The 18,395-nt window shown below is 46.7% G+C and carries 17 protein-coding genes; 2 read left to right on the top strand and 15 right to left on the bottom strand.

The window, feature by feature from the left end:
- Positions 1 to 181: 181 nt before the first annotated feature.
- A complete protein-coding gene (locus tag AB0763_RS10065) occupies positions 182 to 781 on the bottom strand; it encodes a YitT family protein (protein WP_306100814.1) in 600 nt (199 codons plus the stop codon).
- A 327-nt stretch (positions 782 to 1,108) separates the two neighbouring features.
- Here AB0763_RS10065 and glyA point away from each other — a divergent pair, with 327 nt between their 5' ends.
- The gene (gene glyA, locus AB0763_RS10060; protein WP_306100815.1) at positions 1,109 to 2,359 is read left to right on the top strand and encodes a serine hydroxymethyltransferase; all 1,251 of its coding nucleotides are present in this window, start codon (positions 1,109 to 1,111) and stop codon (positions 2,357 to 2,359) included.
- 218 nt (positions 2,360 to 2,577) lie between these two features.
- Here the strand turns inward: glyA and lipA are convergent, their stop codons facing one another.
- The 12 genes from lipA to leuS form a co-directional block, all read right to left on the bottom strand.
- Positions 2,578 to 3,543: a lipoyl synthase gene (lipA, locus tag AB0763_RS10055; protein ID WP_306100816.1), complete on the bottom strand. Its 966-nt coding sequence runs from the start codon at positions 3,541 to 3,543 to the stop codon at positions 2,578 to 2,580.
- Positions 3,536 to 4,189 carry a lipoyl(octanoyl) transferase LipB gene (gene lipB / locus AB0763_RS10050; RefSeq protein ID WP_306100817.1) on the bottom strand — a complete coding sequence of 218 codons (654 nt, stop codon included), beginning with the start codon at positions 4,187 to 4,189 and terminating at the stop codon, positions 3,536 to 3,538. The genes lipA and lipB overlap by 8 nt, the downstream gene beginning before the upstream one ends.
- 176 nt (positions 4,190 to 4,365) lie before the next feature.
- Positions 4,366 to 4,644, bottom strand: a complete 279-nt coding sequence (ybeD, locus tag AB0763_RS10045) for a DUF493 family protein YbeD (protein WP_306100818.1) — start codon at positions 4,642 to 4,644, stop codon at positions 4,366 to 4,368.
- 356 nt (positions 4,645 to 5,000) lie between these two features.
- Positions 5,001 to 6,179 carry a serine hydrolase gene (locus AB0763_RS10040; RefSeq protein ID WP_306100855.1) on the bottom strand — a complete coding sequence of 393 codons (1,179 nt, stop codon included), beginning with the start codon at positions 6,177 to 6,179 and terminating at the stop codon, positions 5,001 to 5,003.
- 81 nt (positions 6,180 to 6,260) lie between these two features.
- Positions 6,261 to 7,076: a septal ring lytic transglycosylase RlpA family protein gene (locus AB0763_RS10035; RefSeq protein ID WP_306100819.1), complete on the bottom strand. Its 816-nt coding sequence runs from the start codon at positions 7,074 to 7,076 to the stop codon at positions 6,261 to 6,263.
- A complete protein-coding gene (gene rodA, locus AB0763_RS10030; protein WP_306100820.1) occupies positions 7,077 to 8,198 on the bottom strand; it encodes a rod shape-determining protein RodA in 1,122 nt (373 codons plus the stop codon).
- A 2-nt stretch (positions 8,199 to 8,200) separates the two neighbouring features.
- Positions 8,201 to 10,117, bottom strand: a complete 1,917-nt coding sequence (mrdA, locus tag AB0763_RS10025; protein WP_306100821.1) for a penicillin-binding protein 2 — start codon at positions 10,115 to 10,117, stop codon at positions 8,201 to 8,203.
- A gap of 6 nt (positions 10,118 to 10,123) precedes the next feature.
- Positions 10,124 to 10,594, bottom strand: coding sequence for a 23S rRNA (pseudouridine(1915)-N(3))-methyltransferase RlmH (gene rlmH / locus AB0763_RS10020; protein WP_306100856.1), 471 nt, complete (start codon positions 10,592 to 10,594; stop codon positions 10,124 to 10,126).
- A 3-nt stretch (positions 10,595 to 10,597) separates the two neighbouring features.
- Entirely contained in the window at positions 10,598 to 10,915 is a 318-nt protein-coding gene (gene rsfS / locus AB0763_RS10015) for a ribosome silencing factor (RefSeq protein ID WP_306100822.1), read from the bottom strand.
- A gap of 45 nt (positions 10,916 to 10,960) precedes the next feature.
- On the bottom strand, positions 10,961 to 11,986 hold the full coding sequence (holA, locus tag AB0763_RS10010) for a DNA polymerase III subunit delta (RefSeq protein WP_306100823.1): 1,026 nt from the start codon (positions 11,984 to 11,986) through the stop codon (positions 10,961 to 10,963).
- A 17-nt stretch (positions 11,987 to 12,003) separates the two neighbouring features.
- The gene (gene lptE, locus AB0763_RS10005; protein ID WP_306100824.1) at positions 12,004 to 12,540 is read right to left on the bottom strand and encodes an LPS assembly lipoprotein LptE; all 537 of its coding nucleotides are present in this window, start codon (positions 12,538 to 12,540) and stop codon (positions 12,004 to 12,006) included.
- A 149-nt stretch (positions 12,541 to 12,689) separates the two neighbouring features.
- On the bottom strand, positions 12,690 to 15,263 hold the full coding sequence (gene leuS / locus AB0763_RS10000; RefSeq protein WP_306100825.1) for a leucine--tRNA ligase: 2,574 nt from the start codon (positions 15,261 to 15,263) through the stop codon (positions 12,690 to 12,692).
- A gap of 121 nt (positions 15,264 to 15,384) precedes the next feature.
- Between leuS and AB0763_RS09995 the strand changes: the two genes are divergently transcribed.
- Positions 15,385 to 15,855 (top strand): zinc ribbon-containing protein, encoded by a 471-nt coding sequence (locus AB0763_RS09995; RefSeq protein ID WP_306100826.1) that lies wholly within the window; start codon positions 15,385 to 15,387, stop codon positions 15,853 to 15,855.
- Positions 15,856 to 15,936: 81 nt separating this feature from the next.
- On the opposite strand, the gene lnt is transcribed toward AB0763_RS09995, so the two are convergent.
- Together lnt and corC are read right to left on the bottom strand one after the other, a co-directional pair.
- Positions 15,937 to 17,460 carry an apolipoprotein N-acyltransferase gene (gene lnt / locus AB0763_RS09990; RefSeq protein ID WP_306100827.1) on the bottom strand — a complete coding sequence of 508 codons (1,524 nt, stop codon included), beginning with the start codon at positions 17,458 to 17,460 and terminating at the stop codon, positions 15,937 to 15,939.
- A 29-nt stretch (positions 17,461 to 17,489) separates the two neighbouring features.
- Complete coding sequence (gene corC / locus AB0763_RS09985) at positions 17,490 to 18,365, bottom strand: CNNM family magnesium/cobalt transport protein CorC (protein ID WP_306100828.1); 876 nt, start codon at positions 18,363 to 18,365, stop codon at positions 17,490 to 17,492.
- Positions 18,366 to 18,395: the final 30 nt, after the last annotated feature.

The raw sequence follows: 18,395 nt of genomic DNA, 5'->3' as shown, positions 1-18,395 counted from the left end.
TTTTGCGTCGACCTAGCGCCAAGCCATGTCGAACGACAGTAGCAATACATCTAGCACTTCAGCCATGGCCTTTTACGCAGAGCAGTAAAAGGCCATGTTGTTTTGAGGGTGAAATGTTGTTTTGAGAATGAATCGTTGGCCACGGGGTGCCGTTATAAAGTCAAACCCATCGCGATGCGGGTTAACTGTAGTTGACTGTATAGCGCTTGGGCTTGTGATTCATAGCGAGAACGGCATTGAGGATCACCACGCCAAACACTGACATGGCTAATTGCATTGGCGCGATAAAAAATCCCGAAGCAATCAAAATGCCGGCATCGATGATGACTTGTGATTTTCCCACTGACAAACCAAAGCGATCTTGAATCATAAGGCACAAAACATTAAACCCCCCCAGACTGGCACGGTGGCGAAATAAGATAAGCATACCAATCCCCATCAGCAGACCACCGGCCAAGGCGCAATACCCTTGATGAAGCTGATCTAAGTGCAACCACGTCGGGATCCACTCACTCATCAGAGACACCAAAGCGCCACACAATAGACTGTTAAAAGCAAATCGACGCCCAAAGCGCTGCCACGCCATCCAGTAAAAAGGCAAGTTGACCAAAAAGTATACGGTGCCGAATGACACGGGCAACACATGAGTCATCAGTAGGGCTAAACCTGCGGTGCCGCCAGTCAGTAAGTTGGCTGACTGTAAAAAGAACAAACCTTGTGTGACCAAAAGACAGCCAGTCAACATGGCGATATAGTCTTCATTTCGGGTGTGTTTTTCCATCTTTTCATATTGAGGTTGAAAAATTTGAGCTCATATTATTAAAAAGACGTAGATAGAGGTAGCCGCCATGAAGAATTTGCGGTACACCTATGTCTAGGACACTTTACAAAGTGTAAATCAGAAAGTTGACACAAGATGGCTGCCTTTTTTTGATCATGAATGCCTCTGAAAACGGATATGAAGAAATCGCATAATAAAAAGTGTTTTTTATCCTTTATGCCGCTGAGTAATTTATGTAAAATGCGCGCCATTATCGCAACGAAAACGTTTGCTTTTGGTTGCTGTGCCTATTTTATACATTAGTCATATCTGAGTCAGGAGATACAGATGCTTAAGCGCGACATGAACATTGCCGATTATGATGCCGATCTTTTTGCTGCTATTGAGGAAGAAACCCTTCGTCAGGAAGAGCACATTGAGTTGATCGCTTCTGAAAACTACACCAGCCCACGAGTCATGGAAGCACAAGGTTCTCAACTGACCAATAAATACGCAGAAGGTTACCCTGGTAAGCGTTATTACGGCGGTTGTGAGTACGTTGACAAAGTGGAAGCCTTGGCCATTGACCGCGCCTGTCAGTTGTTCGGTTGTGAATACGCGAATGTTCAACCTCACTCTGGCTCACAAGCCAACAGCGCCGTTTATATGGCATTGCTTAACCCAGGCGATACCGTGTTGGGTATGAGCTTGGCACACGGTGGTCACTTGACTCACGGTTCGCCGGTTAACTTCTCTGGTAAGCACTACAACGTCATCCCTTACGGTATTGATGAGCAAGGCCAAATCAACTATGAAGAGATGGAAGCCTTAGCGCTTGAGCACAAGCCAAAAATGATTATTGGTGGTTTCTCAGCTTACTCTCAAATTGTCGATTGGAAGAAAATGAGAGAAATCGCTGACAAAGTCGGTGCGTATTTCTTCGTCGATATGGCTCACGTTGCCGGTTTAATTGCGGCAGGCGTCTACCCAACGCCTGTGCCTTATGCTCACGTTGTTACGACAACCACACACAAAACCTTGGCTGGTCCTCGCGGTGGCTTGATCTTGTCGAATGCCGGTGAAGAGATGTACAAGAAATTGAATTCAGCGGTTTTCCCTGGTGGTCAGGGCGGTCCTTTGATGCACGTTATCGCCGGTAAAGCGGTGGCATTTAAAGAGGCGATGGAGCCTGAGTTTAAAGCCTATCAAGCTCGCGTGGTTGATAATGCCAAAGCTATGGTTGCTCAATTCCAAGAGCGTGGTTACAAAATTGTCTCAAACAGCACTGAAAACCACTTGTTCTTGGTTGATCTGATCGACAAAGGCATCACGGGTAAAGAAGCGGATGCAGCCCTCGGCGCGGCAAACATTACGGTCAACAAAAACTCAGTACCGAATGACCCTCGCAGCCCGTTTGTTACTTCAGGTATCCGTGTTGGTACACCTGCCATCACTCGTCGCGGTTTTAACACTGAAGATGCGAAAAACCTTGCTGATTGGATGTGTGATGTTCTTGACAACACTGACAACCAGCAAGTCCTAGAAACGACGAAAGCGAAAGTGCTTGAAATTTGTCAGCGTCTACCTGTTTACGCATAATCGTTTGATTTGATAAACAGAAAAAGCCTTGCGGTAGTCGTAAGGCTTTTTTTTGGCTTTTGATACCAGATAACCTGACCGTCAACACAACAATCTCATGAGAAGGGCGGTTATACCCATCTGATTAAGTGTGTGATCAATGATAGCGAAGGATCAAGCTTGATAACCAGGCAAAAAAAACGGCACCTTGTGCCGTTTTTTGTTCAGTGTGAGTCGGGTTATTTAATTTCAATACCCTGCGCTTGCATATCCGCATGGTAAGAAGAGCGAACAAATGGACCACAGGCTGCGTGAGTAAAGCCAAGCTCCAGCGCAATTTCTTTGAGTTCGTCAAACTCCGCTGGTGGCACATAACGAGCGACGGGTAAGTGGTGACGGCTCGGCGCTAAGTATTGGCCTAGCGTTAGCATAGTGACACCGTGTGCGCGCAAATCTTTGAGTACTTCAACGATTTCTTCTTTGGTCTCGCCAAGGCCCATCATTAACCCAGATTTCGTCGGTACATTTGGGTGCTGCTGTTTAAACTTTTCAAGTAATTGCAATGACCACTTATAGTTGGCACCAGGTCGAGCTTTGCGATAAAGGCGTGGTGCTGTTTCTAAATTGTGGTTGAATACATCTGGTGGATTGTCTTTGAGCAAATCAAGAGCCACATCCATACGTCCGCGGAAATCGGGTACTAAGGTTTCAATTTTGATGTTTGGGTTTAAGGCACGGATTTCGCGATTACAGTCGGCAAAGTGTTGAGCACCACCATCGCGTAAGTCGTCACGGTCCACTGAAGTGATAACGACGTATTTTAGTTTCATGTCGCGAATCGTGCGCGCCAGTTTTTGTGGTTCATCCGCATCAGGGGTCATTGGACGGCCGTGTGCAACATCGCAAAAAGGGCAACGACGGGTACAAATAGCGCCTAAAATCATGAACGTCGCAGTACCGTGGTTGAAACACTCAGCTAAGTTTGGGCATGAGGCTTCTTCACATACCGAGTGTAAGTCGTTTTTGCGCATTGCCGCTTTGATTTCTTGAATACGCTGACTGTCAGCCGGAAGTTTGATCTTCATCCAATCGGGCTTTCGCAAAACTTCAGTTTGTTCCGCTGGCATATTTTTGACTGGAATTAACGCCATTTTATCAGCGTCGCGGTACTTGACGCCTTTTTCCATTTGGATTGGTTTACTCATGACAATTTGCTTCTGTTATTAATTCGACTTGCTCGTAGCCAAGGGCTGTTACGAGATGTTGGATTAAATGCTGGCTGACAACATCTATATCACTTGGACCGTTGAGATCCTTAACTTGCACCATTTCCATTCCTTGATAGCCACAGGGATTAATACGTAAAAAAGGCGCTAAATCCATATTGACATTTAATGCCAAACCGTGGAAAGAACAGCCTTGGCGAATGCGCAATCCCAATGAACAAATTTTTCGTCCCTCGACATAAACTCCAGGTGCATCTGGACGGGCATACGCGTTTATGTCATAGCCTTTTAGGGTGTTGATGACGATATTTTCAATGTGAGTGACAAGCTCTCGGACCCCAAGCTTTTTACGTCGCAAGTTGAGTAAAAAGTAGACCACTAATTGCCCTGGTCCGTGGTAGGTGACTTGCCCGCCACGATCACTTTGAACAACCGGTATCTCGCCGGGGTTTAACACGTGCTCAGCTTTACCAGCTTGTCCCTGAGTAAATACCGGGTTGTGTTCAACCAGCCAAATTTCATCGACACTTGCTTCACCCCTTTGATTGGTAAAATCATGCATGGCTTGCAATGTTGTTTCGTAGTCACAACGACCAAGGTGTTTAACCTTCAACCCCTCACTCATTACTCTATCCGCCGTCGATTAAATTTGATGGCGCATTATAAACCTTATCTGGGCAGCACTCTACCATAGAGCAACAAATTTTTAACTTTGTGAACAAGGCTTTAAAAGTAACTGTATGAAAATAAACAAAAAGCAGCCAAAGCTGCTTTTAAAAAAAAGTTGAAATAATAAAAAAATTACAGAACCATACGAACAATATCAATCTCGCCAAGCTCTTTGTACAGGGTTTCTACTTGCTCGATTGATGTTGCGGTAATGTTGACAGACACCGAGTGGTAATTGCCTTTAGCACTGGGCTTTACCGTTGGGCTGTAATCACCAGGGGCGTGTTTTTGAATCACTTCAAGCACTTTTTCTGGTAGTTCAGGTTTTGCGTAACCCATGACTTTGTAAGTAAATGAACATGGAAATTCCAATAAGTCTTTGAGCTTTGCATCTGAATTAATGTTTAACATGGAAAACACTCCGAGGTAAAAATTACAACTTAGCGAATACTAATGTGAATTTGCTCAAAGCTCAAGCGCGAGCTCTCGAGCGAAGAACAAACCAAGCCGCTGTGCCAAGCGACACGATTAGGTAGGCTTTTGAACGGAAAATGAATTTGAGCGTGATGTTGAGAAAATCACGAGTTGGGGAATAGATTGAATTTTTTTGATAAAGCCTTTTTGTACTCACCCTTTTCCTATGTGGTCAATACCCTGGTATTGAATCAAATGGGTATAAGATGCCGCCAAATACGCGTAAAAAAAGCTGCTCAATTGAGCAGCTTGGGTTGTGTGTGGTGATTCGCTAAAACAAAGCCACCAGTTAATTAAAACAGGCTTTTGAAAAGCAGGATAACGTAGTCCCAAAGGCGACTGAATACACCACCTTCATCGACGTCTTCTAACGCGACCAATGGGTATTGCGCAACGTCATTACCATCGAGTTGGTAATAGAGTTTGCCAACCACATCACCTTGTTTGATCGGTGCTTTTAGCTCTTTGTCAAGAATAAAGCTCGCTTGCATATTTTTTGCTTCGCCGCGAGGTAGCGTGACATACGTGTCTTCGTTAACGCCAAGTGCCACTTCACTCTTGTTGCCCATCCAAATGCGTTCTTTGACGAAGGTTTCACCGGCTTTGTGAGGGTTGACGGTTTCAAAGAAACGGAAGCCATAGCTGAGTAGCTTTTTACTTTCGGCTTTGCGAGCATTGGAGCTTTTCGTTCCCATAACCACCGCGACCAAACGCATTTTGCCTTCGGTGGCTGAGGTGACTAAGTTGTAGCCGGCTTGGCTGGTGTGGCCGGTTTTGATGCCATCCACGTTCATGCTCTTATCCCAAAGCAAACCGTTGCGGTTGTACTGGGTAATGCCATTGTAAGTAAACTTCTTCTCAGAATAGATTTTGTATTCTTCAGGTACATCGCGGATCAACGCACGACCCAATAACGCTAAATCGTAAGGCGTAGAGTACAACTCGTCACTGTCTAGGCCGTGAACGTTAGTGTAGTGAGTGTCTTTCATACCCAAGGTGCTGGCCCATGCATTCATGAGATCGACAAAGGCATCGGTTGACCCGGCAATGTGCTCAGCCATGGCAACACAAGCGTCGTTACCCGATTGGATAATAATGCCTTTGTTGAGATCGCGAACTTTTACTGTGGTACCGACTTCAATGAACATTTTCGATGAATCAGGGAAGTTTTTTGCCCATGCATTTTCACTGATCACAACGTCGTCGTCTGGGCTGACATTACCGCGTTTGATTTCTTGACCGATGACATAACTGGTCATCATTTTTGTCAAGCTGGCTGGAGGCAGTTTGTCATGCATGTTTTTTTCGGCGAGGACTTTGCCCGAGTGAAAGTCCATCAAAACAAAGCCAGTGGCAGCGATCTGAGGTGCGTCGGGAACGACAACGGGATTAGCAAACGCTGAATTAACGATAGTGGCGCACAGGGCGACAGAGGGGACAATTAAACGTTTAAAAAGAGTTGTTTTTTTCATCATGAGTCAATGTTGCTTCTATTTGGTTGTATCCTACCAGAAACACCGCCAGAGTCGGAGTGTTTGTTGTGAGAAAATCTGTTAACTTTTGCTTTGGCCAGATTCTGAAAACGCTTTGATAAACGCGGTGGGATATCCCTTTGTTTTCAATTTGTTCAGTGCAATTTGAGCTTGTAAATAATCGTCAAAAGGCCCCAGCATCAATTGATGGATGGCCGACTTTGAGTATATAAAAGACTCAACATCTAAACTTAGACTCAGCTCGTCGCGTAAAGTTCGCACTCTTTCTAAATATTTTGAGCTAACAACTTGTACCGTGTACTGTTTATCGGTGGCCTTGGGGCGGTGGTTGGCCGGTTTAGTAAACGTGAGTGCTTCTATTTTGACATTCGCGGTCCCCGTTTTCAGCACACCGAGTTTGTGGGCTGCGGCATAGCTCAAATCAATGATTCGGCCTGGGTGAAAAGGCCCGCGATCATTGACGCGAACAATCACAGATTTGCCATTGTCGGTATTGGTGACTTTGACAAAACTCGGCAGTGGCAGAGTCTTGTGCGCCGCGGTCATCGAGTACATGTCATAGACCTCGCCATTGGATGTGCGATGGCCTTGGAATTTTTGTCCGTACCAGGAGGCTTTCCCCGTTTCAGTAAAGCCTGTAGGATCGGTAATTATAGTGTAGCGTTTGCCGCGCAGGGTATAATTGCTGTTGCCGCTGGCACTATAAGCTTCATAGCGAGGGTGCGCATTTTCAATATGCTCAACTGAGATGGGCGTCGCCGGAGCCACATCGTCTGATAGGGTGTAGCGCCCCCCGCTGGGGTTTTGAGTGCTACTACAACCTGCAATGACCGCAATGGAAAGCGCCGCGCCAAGTTTTTGAAGGTATTTATGCATTTAGGTTGCCTTTGAAAATGCTTTTCGATGTGTGTGGATCGACATTAAAATGCCAAAACCGGCCATAAGCGTCAGCATGGAAGTTCCTCCATAGCTCACCAAAGGTAAAGGTACGCCAACCACGGGCAAAATGCCACTGACCATACCAATATTGACAAAGATATAAACAAAAAAGCTCAGCACGATACTGCCAGCCATCATACGACCGAAAGCCGTTTGTGCTTGGCTCGCTAAGTACAAACCTCGGCCGATGATAAATAGATAAATGGCCAGTAAGCACAAAAAGCCAATTAACCCCCATTCCTCGGCAATGACCGCAAAGATAAAATCCGTGTGTCTTTCGGGTAAGAATTCCAGTTGCGATTGGGTGCCGTGCAGCCAACCTTTACCCGTTAGTCCGCCAGAGCCAATGGCAATTTTACTTTGAATAATGTGATAGCCAGCGCCGAGTGGATCAGATTCGGGGTTGAATAACGTCCGCACCCTAACTTTCTGGTACTCGCGCATTAAGAAAAACCATAATATGGGAATAAAAGCGCCTACGGCGACAATAGCGGCAAAGATAATTCGCCAACTGATACCCGACAAAAAAATCACGAATATTCCCGACGCGGCAATTAAGATCGCCGTGCCTAAGTCCGGTTGCTTGGCGATCAGTATGGTGGGGACCATCACTAAGGTTAAACCAATAATTAGGGTTTTGAACGAAGGGGGTAACGGCCGGCGACCAAAGTAGCGAGCCACCATCAATGGTACGGCCAGTTTGAGAAACTCAGAGGGTTGAAAGCGGACAAAACCGAGGTTGAGCCAGCGTTGTGCCCCTTTTGAAATCTCTCCAAAAAACAGCACGCCAAGCAGTAAGATCACACCGGCAAAAAACACAATCGGGGCAAACGCTTCGTAAGTACGCGGCGGGATTTGTGCAAGAAATACCATGACGACGAGTGAAAGAAGCATCCGCATGGCTTGCTTGTCCATCATTTCCATACTCTGCCCACTAGCGCTGTACATGATCACTAGGCCGCAGCCCATGAGTAATAGTAGGCCCAGTAACATGGGTAAATCCAGATGTAATCGTTCAAATAGAATCCGGTTTTTACCGGTAGAAGGATCCATTTTCATGGTTAGTGTTCCTCTGTGGGTGGCGATACTTCACCGCCGTCTTGATCGCTTTTGTGTGGTAGCAACAAGTAATCAAATATTTTTCGTGCCACTGGCGCACCGTGAGAAGAACCACCACCCGCATTTTCAAGCACAACAGTGACAACGGCCTTAGGATCGTCAAAAGGCGCAAAGGAGGTATAGAGGGCGTGATCGCGTAAATGCTCAGCCAGTTCATCGGCGTTGTATTTTTCGTTTTCAGACAAGCCAAATACTTGCGCGGTTCCCGATTTCCCAGCACTTTCATATTTGGCGCCAAAAAAGGCGCGCCTTGCTGTGCCTCGGGCCCCAGTATTGACTAAGTGCATCCCTTGTTTGGCGATGTTCCAATATTTTTGTGGCACATTTTCGATAGGGGGGTAGGGATCAAAAGGCTCAGCCTGTTGCGAATCGATAGGGTGGCTGTTTTCGATGGTTGCTTTAAGTAGGTGCGGAGCCATGACTTTGCCATCGTTGACCAATACGGATGTGGCTTTGGCAATTTGAATTGGCGTTGCGGTCCAATAACCTTGACCGATGCCAACCGGAATTGTGTCACCTTTGTACCATGGAATATTGTGACGAGCGCGTTTCCATTCGCGAGTCGGCATATTGGCTTGGCTCTCTTCATAGATATCAATACCTGTGTATTTGCCAAAGCCAAATAAGTTCATCCAACTTGAGATCCTGTCTATTCCTAAATCATAAGCGACTTGGTAATAAAAGGTATCGACCGACTCTTCAAGGGCTTTTAGGACATCAACCGTTCCGTGGCCCCAGCGCAGCCAATCTCGATATGGGCGGGTGTTTGAATTGGGGATCTGCCAGTAGCCGGGATCGTTGCGAGTGGTATTTGGCGTAATCACCCCTTCTGTTAGCGCCGCCACCGAAATAAAAGGTTTAACCGTAGACGCTGGCGGATAAATCCCCAAGGTAGCGCGATTGACCAATGGACGATTTTTATCTTGTAGCAGTGACGCGTATTGCTTGCTTGAGATACCATTGACAAATTGGTTCGGGTCATAGCTTGGGGTAGACACCATGGCCAATACACCATCGTCTTTCGGGTCGAGGACAATCGCACTGCCACGGCGCTCTCCCATTAGTTGATGCACGTATTGTTGCAGTTCAATATCGATGTTGAGGACGAGATCTTTCCCCGGCGTTGGTGGGACGTATTTCAGTGTCCGGATCACCCGACCTCGGCTGTTGACTTCGACCTCTTGGTAGCCAGATGTGCCATGCAGTAAATCTTCGTAGTACTTTTCAACCCCCAGTTTTCCGATGTCGTGGGTGGCTTTGTAATTAGACGCTTTGTCCTCTCGAGCGAGTCGTTGTAGGTCCTTGTCGTTGATACGTGATACATAACCAAGGACATGGGTGAGTATTTGCCCGTAGGGATAAAATCGCTTTAGCGAAGCGCTGACTTCGACGCCGGGAAACTTGTATTGATTGACCGAGAACACCGCGACTTGTTTTTCAGTCAGTTGTGATTTTAGTGGTACAGATTGGAAGCGATGGAAGCGACGCCGCTCTTTTTGGAAGTCGGCAATATCGTCATCGGTAATGGGTAAAAATTGCTTTAATTGAGCAATGGTGGCATCGATATCATCGATTTTTTCCGGGGTGAGTTGCAAGGTAAAAACCGGGCGGTTTTCAGCTAATAACACGCCGTTTCTGTCGTAGATTAAGCCCCGAGTCGGTGCAATCGGTACGATTTTGATCCGGTTGTCATTGGATCGTGTTTTGTAGTCTTGAAACTGATTGACTTGAATATTGTACAGGTTCGCAACCAGTACGCTTAACAGGACTAAAATACCAAGAAAGGCAACCACAGCACGATTTCTAAACAATCGTGCTTCTGCTTGATAATCTCTGATTTGGCTACGTCGTCGTAACATGAATGCTTATTCTCGGTGGTACGGGTGATTCGTCGTTATGCTCCACGCGCGATATAAACTCTCCGCCATCATGACACGTACGAGAGGGTGAGGCAGTGTCAGCGGTGAAAGAGACCAAGATTGATCCGCAGCGGCTTTACAGGCCGGGGCTAATCCTTCAGGGCCGCCAATTAAAATTGAAACATCGCGGGCGTCGAGCTTCCAACTTTCCAATTGCTGGGCTAATTGCTCGGTATTCCAGGGTTTACCGGGAATGTCGAGTGTAACAATTCGATTGCCTTTGGGCACGGCATTGAGCATCGCTTCGCCTTCTTTTTGCAAAATTCTTGCAATGTCGGCATTTTTACCTCGTTTACCTGCTGTAATCTCAACCAATTCTAATGGCATATCATGTGGGAAGCGGCGTCGATACTCTTGAAAGCCCTCTTCAACCCATTTAGGCATTTTAGTACCCACGGCAATAAGTTGGATCTTCACCATTTAGCCCCAAAGTTTTTCTAGTTGATACAGTTCGCGAAATTGTGGCTGCAGTACGTGCAACATGCTTGAACCCATATCGACCACGACCCATTCGCCTTCGGCTTCTCCGTCGATGCCAATCGGAGTGAGCCCCAATTTTTTGAGCTCATTGGCAACGTGTGAAGCGATCGAGGAAACGTGGCGCTTAGACGTACCAGTACAGATGATCATGGTGTCAGTAATATTCGATTTATCAGAAACATCGAGGGTGATAATGTCTTCTGCTTTCATATCATCAGCTTTGTCAGCAAGTAGGTGGATCAGTTGTTCTTGAAGCACACAGGGTTCCTTATTTAATAGCGGTATAACAATAATTTATAATGGTTATAGAGAGGCGATGACTTTGCGCTCAGGTTGGCATAAGTCGATACTGAGCTCGGCCAAACCAGGCCAAGATGTCCGATCGTATTGAGTTTTAACCTCAAGTTCAAGTTGGCTGAGTTTTTTCATCGCCCTTTGAAGCTCATTTAGGTCTAGACGCGACAGGGCAGCGTGATAGGCCGGTCTTTTATTTTGCCACACTCTCAATTGATCGAAAGCTTTACCCATGGGCATTTCTCCGCTCAGCCGCTGCAGCTTTATTAAAGTGAGCAGCTCTTTTTGTAGCGTTCTTAATAAAATCGTGATTTCTACGCCTTCGCTGTCGAGCTGGTGAAGAATTTTTAGGGCCCGCTTGGCCTTACCGTCGAGTAGAGCGTCTAACCACTGAAAAGGGGTATAGTGATAATGTCGACTGAGCGCCTCTTCGACGCGGATCAAGGTTAACTGGCCATCGGGATAAAGCAAAGTCAATTTTTCAAGGCTTTGTTTTAACGCCAGTAAATTACCTTCATGCCATTGAGCGAGCATCTGAACACTGGCGTCATCAGCCCGTAGCCCAAGTTGTTGGCAGCGATTAGCCACCCAGCGGGGCAGGTGCTTAACGTCAGGCGTTAGGCATTGAACCCAAAGTGATTGCTTACTGAGTTCGCTAAACCATTTGGCTTTTTCTTGCGCTTTAGGCAGCTTATTGGCCACGATGATCAGCAAGGTTTGCGGGTTAAAAAGTGGGATAAGCTCGAGCAGTGGCTTGGCTTGTGTCGCGCTGACACCGCTTTCTGGAATGTCTATCTCAACGACTTGCTGTTCACAAAATAGACTCATGGATTGAAAGCAGTCGTAGACGCGATCCCATTCAATACTTTGATCCAAAGTAAACCGATGCACCTCTTCATAGCCCTGCGTTTTAGCTTGACGGCGAATGGATTGACGGCTTTCTTCAAGCAACAGGGGGTCGTTGCCGACCAGCAAATAGGCCGGGCTCAACCCGCGTTGTAATTGTTCTTGTAAACGGTCAGCAAAAATACGCATAGTAATCAACGACCAGATTAATTGCTTGAGTTGGCCACATTATTTTCTTCGTCTTCGTATTTGGCTTTGACTCGACCGAGTTGACGCATCATTTGACTGGCCGCTTGGTCGTACATCTCTTTCTCTATCAACTCTTTTTCGACTGATTTAGCCAAAGCCACCAGCGAGTTTTCAAGGTAATTACGGCTGACTGAAATGGTGTACTTTTGAATGCCAATTTCAGGGATAGTGACCGAGTATTGGACTTTATAGGTGAGTTCTTTTTCCGCTTCTTGGGCGTTTTGATACAAAGACAGTGTACGAGAGCTCATGTTGGTACTGATAATGCGCAAGCTTGGGATCTTTTCTGAAATCGGTACAATGTTAATGTCATTGCGTTTCAATTGCGTCACCACTTGACGAGAGAAGTAACTGTAGTCATCGTTACTGGTAAACGACAATTGATGCAGTTCTTCAGGCACAATGTACTCATCTCTGAGGTGAAAGCCACATGCCGATAGTAGGGTAATCAGACCTAATGTGCAGGTCACTTTGAGAAAAGATGTTAATTGCATTAATAAGCTCTTTGTATTGAGTGATTTATCTTAGGTCACTGTGTCCCAATCTCGTTCGATACTGACAAGAGGGATTGTTCAATGAACTAAGATAAATAAACAGGGCCACACTAGCCCTGTTTGTGCTGAGTTTTTGTTATTTACTTGGCTTAGTTTGCCACAATGTTAAGCAATTTGCCTGGCACATAAATCACTTTGCGAATCGTTTTACCTTCGGTAAATTTCGTCACATTTTCATCGGCTAGACCCATGGCTTCCACCGCTTCTTTAGTGGCATCAGCAGCCACGGTTAATTTGGCACGCAATTTACCGTTGACTTGTACCACGATGAGTTTTTCATCTTCGACTAAGGCTTGCTCATCGTAACGAGGCCAAGCGGTATTATCGATATCTTGTTCACCGAGTGCTTGCCACATTTCAAAGCAAATGTGTGGCGTGATCGGCGACAGCATCACGACAATGGCTTTTAGTGCTTCGTCTAGAATAGCGCGATCTTGAGCATCGTCTTGAGGGGCTTTAGCCAGTTTGTTCATCAACTCCATAATGGCCGCAATCGCGGTATTAAAGGTTTGACGGCGTTCTACGTCATCGGTGACTTTAGCGATCGTTTTGTGAACATCGCGACGCAATGCCTTTTGTTGATTGCTCAAGGCCGCAGGCGCTAATGCTTCGACCTCACCGCCATCAATATGTTCACGAACGAGTTTCCAAACGCGTTTTAAGAAGCGGTTGGCACCTTCTACGCCAGACTCTTGCCACTCTAGCGTCATGTCAGCAGGGGAAGCAAACATCATGAACAAACGCACCGTGTCTGCGCCGTATTTATCCACCATTTCTTGAGGGTCAATACCGTTGTTTTTCGACTTAGACATTTTGATCATGCCCGAGTGAACCACGTCACGGCCTTGGTTGTCGACCGCAGAAGTGATGTTGCCCTTGCCATCTCGCTCAACCGCGACATCGGTTGGTGCGACCCATTCTTTGGTGCCTTTTTCATTGGTGTGATAGAAGGCATCCGCTAACACCATGCCTTGACACAATAACTTCTTGAATGGCTCGTCAGAAGAAACGTACCCTGCGTCGCGCAGCAGTTTGTGGAAGAAGCGCGAGTAAAGCAAGTGCATACAAGCGTGTTCGATACCACCGATGTATTGATCGACAGGAAGCCAGTAGTTTGCTTTTTCTGGATCAAGAATGTCATCCGCTTGTGGTGAGCAGTAACGCGCATAATACCAAGAAGACTCCATAAAGGTGTCGAAGGTATCGGTCTCACGCAGGGCCGGTTCACCATTAAAGGTGGTTTTAGCCCACTCTGGGTCTGCTTTGATTGGGCTTGTTACTCCATCCATCACAACGTCTTCAGGTAAAACGACGGGCAGTTGATCGGCGGGAACCGGGTGTACTTCACCGTCTTGCGTTGTGACCATTGGAATGGGGGCGCCCCAGTAACGCTGACGAGATACCCCCCAGTCACGTAGGCGGAAGTTAACCGTTTTATGTCCTTTGCCCAAGGCCTCTAGTTTAGCTGCAATGGCATCAAAGGCCGCTTGGAATTCAAGGCCATCAAACTCTCCTGAGTTAAACAAGGTGCCTTTTTCAGTGTAAGCTTGCTCAGATAGGTCCAGTTCACTGCCGTCTTCAGGTTGGATGACCGCTTGAATATCAAGACCGTATTTCGTTGCAAATTCGAAGTCGCGTTGATCGTGAGCAGGAACGGCCATCACGGCTCCAGTGCCGTAATCCATCAAAACAAAGTTAGCGACATAGACAGGCACTTCACGGCCATTAAGTGGGTGGATAGCGGTGAGCCCCGTATCCATGCCTTTTTTCTCCATCGTTGCCAATTCTGCTTCGGCAACTTTGGTGTTTTTGCATTCTTCGATAAATTCAGCCAGTGCTGGGTTGTTTTTGGCGGCGACGGCGGCAAGGGGGTGCCCTGCAGCAATACCGACGTACGTGACACCCATTAAGGTATCTGGACGCGTTGTGTAGACTTCCAGATCTTGTTGACCTTTGACGGCAAACGTCAGTTCAACGCCTTCAGAACGGCCAATCCAGTTGCGCTGCATGGTTTTTACCATCTCTGGCCAGCCATCAAGATTATCGAGCTCGTCGAGAAGTTCTTGCGCATACGCTGTGATCTTAATGAACCACTGTGGGATCTCTTTTTGTTCGACCGGCGTATCACAGCGCCAACAACAGCCGTCTTCTACTTGCTCGTTGGCCAATACGGTTTGATCGTGTGGACACCAGTTGACCGATGACGTTTTTTTATACACTAGGCCTTTTTCGTACAGTTTGGTAAAGAACTCTTGTTCCCAGCGGTAGTACTCAGGACGGCAAGTGGCAAATTCGCGATTCCAATCATAACCAAAGCCCAATAGTTTGAGTTGGTTTTTCATGTACTCGATGTTTTCATAAGTCCAAGGGGCGGGAGCGGTTTTATTTTTGACTGCTGCATTTTCAGCAGGAAGACCAAAGGCGTCCCAACCGATGGGCTGCATAACGTTTTTGCCCTGTAGGCGTTGAAAACGAGAAACCACGTCACCGATAGTGTAGTTACGTACGTGCCCCATGTGGAGTCGCCCACTGGGGTAGGGGAACATAGAGAGGCAGTAAAATTTTTCTTTGTTCGGTTGTTCTGTAACCACAAAGGTGTTGTTCTCTTCCCAATGTTGTTGAACTTGTTGTTCAATCTCTTTGGGGTTGTATTGTTCTTGCATCGATGATATCCGTAATCTTGGAAATTGTGAGTTCTGTTCGAACAGACAGGGTTAGATCGTCATAGAATACCTAAAGCAAGCCTTATCAACAAGACACAGGCGACGATAAAAGGAGTCAAATATGTCTAAGCGCAAAGCCGATTATGAACAAATGCTCACCACCATCTTCTCTCAGCTGAGGCTTTCATCGGGGGAGTGGTCAAAAGTGATGGAAAAATCCACACAAGTGATGACGGCAGCCAGTGATTTAACCAAAGACGAACTGGCTTTGATTCGGGCTTACATCAATGCGGATCTACAAGATTTTGCGCATCAATATCAGCAGAGCCAGTCCAGTCCGTTCATGCTCGCGCTCAATGATACCCTTTGGCATCACTTGCTCGATATCACCGATAAAACCCAAATTGAATGGCAAGAGCTCTTTGATGATATTGAACATCAAGGCTGCTACCAAAGCGGTGATGTCATTGGTTTGGGGTATTTAGTCTGTGAAGAGTGTGGTCATAAAGTGGCATACACTCACCCAACGGTGATTGAGGCCTGCCATCATTGTCACCATGACAGCTTTATGCGCCTGCCACTCAACCCATAGCGAAAGGGGATAAAGAAAATGGGCGAGGAACATCGCCCATTTTACCCATGCTTTGTCGACTCAATACCGCGAGGGTGTGTTTTATTCTTGGCGGCGAGAAAGGAACCGTTGAGACAATAGCCACAAACAGGTCAGAGCGACAAACGCGATTAAGGGCCAACTGCCTAAAGTTCGATAAGGCGTGTTCCCTGTGGTTGGCACTAGCGTTTGGGTTAATACGCCAGTCTCAAACTGAGGCAGCGCGTTGATAATATGCCCGCGATGGTCTGTGACGGCCGTTACCCCGTTGTTGGTGGCTCGAATTAATGGTTTACCTAACTCCAGAGCGCGCATTTGAGCGATCTCCATATGCTGTAAAGGGCCAATAGAATGGCCAAACCAAGCATCATTGGATAGGGTCAACAAAAAGTCGGTTTGCTCTGTGACATTCTGTCTGACTTGCTCGCCAAAAATAATTTCGTAGCACAACGCCGAGACAAAGTGGCGCCCTTTGGCCACCAGGTTCGGTTGTATGTAATCACCGCGCTGAAATGATGACATCGGCAAGTTGAAAAACGGTGCTAACGGCCTTAGCAAGTCTTGAAAAGGAACAAACTCGCCAAAAGGCAACAAGTGATGTTTGTTGTAACGGTTTGACAAGTCAAAGTGATAATCACCATAAGGGGTTTGACCCAGAGCCAATATACTATTGTAATAATCTCCTTCGTTGTCTCGATTGACGATACCAGTCATGATGGCCGCATCACTTTCTTTGGCAACCTCATCGAGACGAGTTAAAAAACTGGGCAATTCATCTTCAAAAGCTGGAACCGCCGCTTCTGGCCAGATAATAATGTCTGAAGACCAGTTTTCTTCGGTCAAATGTGTGTATTTCATGATGGTTGGCCAGCGATGATGAGGAGCCCATTTGAGCTTTTGGTCAATGTTGCCCTGGAGCAGACTAAATTGCGTGGCTTTTTGTGGTTGAGGCTTAACCCAATCGACGGCCTGGAGACCAAAGCCGGTGGCGAAAACAACGAGGGGCACGACCAGAAGAGGCCACTGTTTTTTTTGCCAAGCCAGCACCAATGCCCCACTGCAAAAAACGATTAAAGCGGTAATCAACGCCACACCACCAAGAGGGGCAAATGAAGCCAGTGGGCTATCGATTTGACTGTATCCAAGCCACAACCACGGAAAACCAGTCATAACCCAGCCTCGCAGCCAGTCACATACAATCCACAACGCCGGAGCGGCTAGCAATAAACGCAGACTACCGCTTTGCGGTGTGAGTTTTTGCAGCAAATAGGTAAACAGGCCGGTATACAGCGCCAGGTAGGCAATGAGTGCTGCCATCAAGGCGATATTAGCAATCCAAGGCATACCGCCAAAGTTGGCAATACTCACATAAACCCAACTGATCCCGGTGGCAAATTGGCCAAATCCCCAAGCATAACCAACGGCAAAGGCTTGCTTCGGACTGCGTTCTAGCAGCAGTAGTAACAATGCAGGGCTGAGAATAGCGATAGGCCAAAAAGAGAAGGGAGCAAAAGCGAGCGTGGTTGCAGCGCCAATAAAAGCGGCCAGTAATGGCCGCTTTAGGCGATGAAAAAAAACGTCATTCATCGTTGTCTTCTTTAAGTAATAGAGAGCAATTAGTCATCCGCGGATTGATGTTTGGTGGTATCGTCGGGGATGGTCACTTGCAGTTGAATAATGCGTCGATTGTCTGCGGTCGTTACTTTAAAGTGATAATCTTGGATTTCAACCACTTCACCTCGGGAGGGTAAGTGGCCAAAAGCCGTCATCACCAGGCCGCCTACGGTGTCCACTTCGTCATCGAGAAACTGGGTGTTGAACGTACGATTAAAGTCTTCAATGGTGGTGAGGGCTTTGACTGAATAAGTGTGTTTACTCAGTTTTCGGATGTCGTTTTCAGCATCATCGTCGAATTCATCTTCAATTTCGCCGACAATTTCTTCCAAAATATCTTCAATGGTCACTAAGCCAGACACACCACCAAACTCATCCACGACAATCGCCATGTGATAACGTTCTTCGCGAAACTCCTTGAGTAAGCGATCAACTCGCTTGCTTTCGGGAACGACAACCGCAGGTCGAATGACCTCAGTAATGTCGAAGTTAACGCTGTCTGAACCGAGAAATTTTAGTAAGTCCTTCGCAAGTAAAATGCCTTCAACGTGATCTTTATCTTCATTGACAACAGGGTAACGCGAGTGCTGGGCATCGGTCATTAAAGTGACCAGTGCATCTAGGTTGTCCGTGTTGTCGATGGTGACCATGTGAGAGCGAGGGATCATGATATCTCTTACTCGCTTCTCTGAAATGGCCATGACACCTTCAAGCATGTCTCTGGTGTCGGGGTCGATGAGGTCATTAATTTCAGAATCTCTAATGACATCCACCAACTCCTGGCGATCTTTGGGTTCACCTTGAAAAAGTTGGCTAAGGCGCTCAAGGAAGGACTTTCTACTCGGACCTTCCGAACTTTGCGAGTTATCTTCGTTCATTGTATCTCTATTTGATCATGCTATCTGCCG

The sequence above is a fragment of the Vibrio sp. HB236076 genome (genome assembly GCF_040957575.1).
Taxonomy (GTDB): Bacteria; Pseudomonadota; Gammaproteobacteria; order Enterobacterales; family Vibrionaceae; genus Vibrio.
This window is presented reverse-complemented; position numbering and strand designations above follow the sequence as displayed.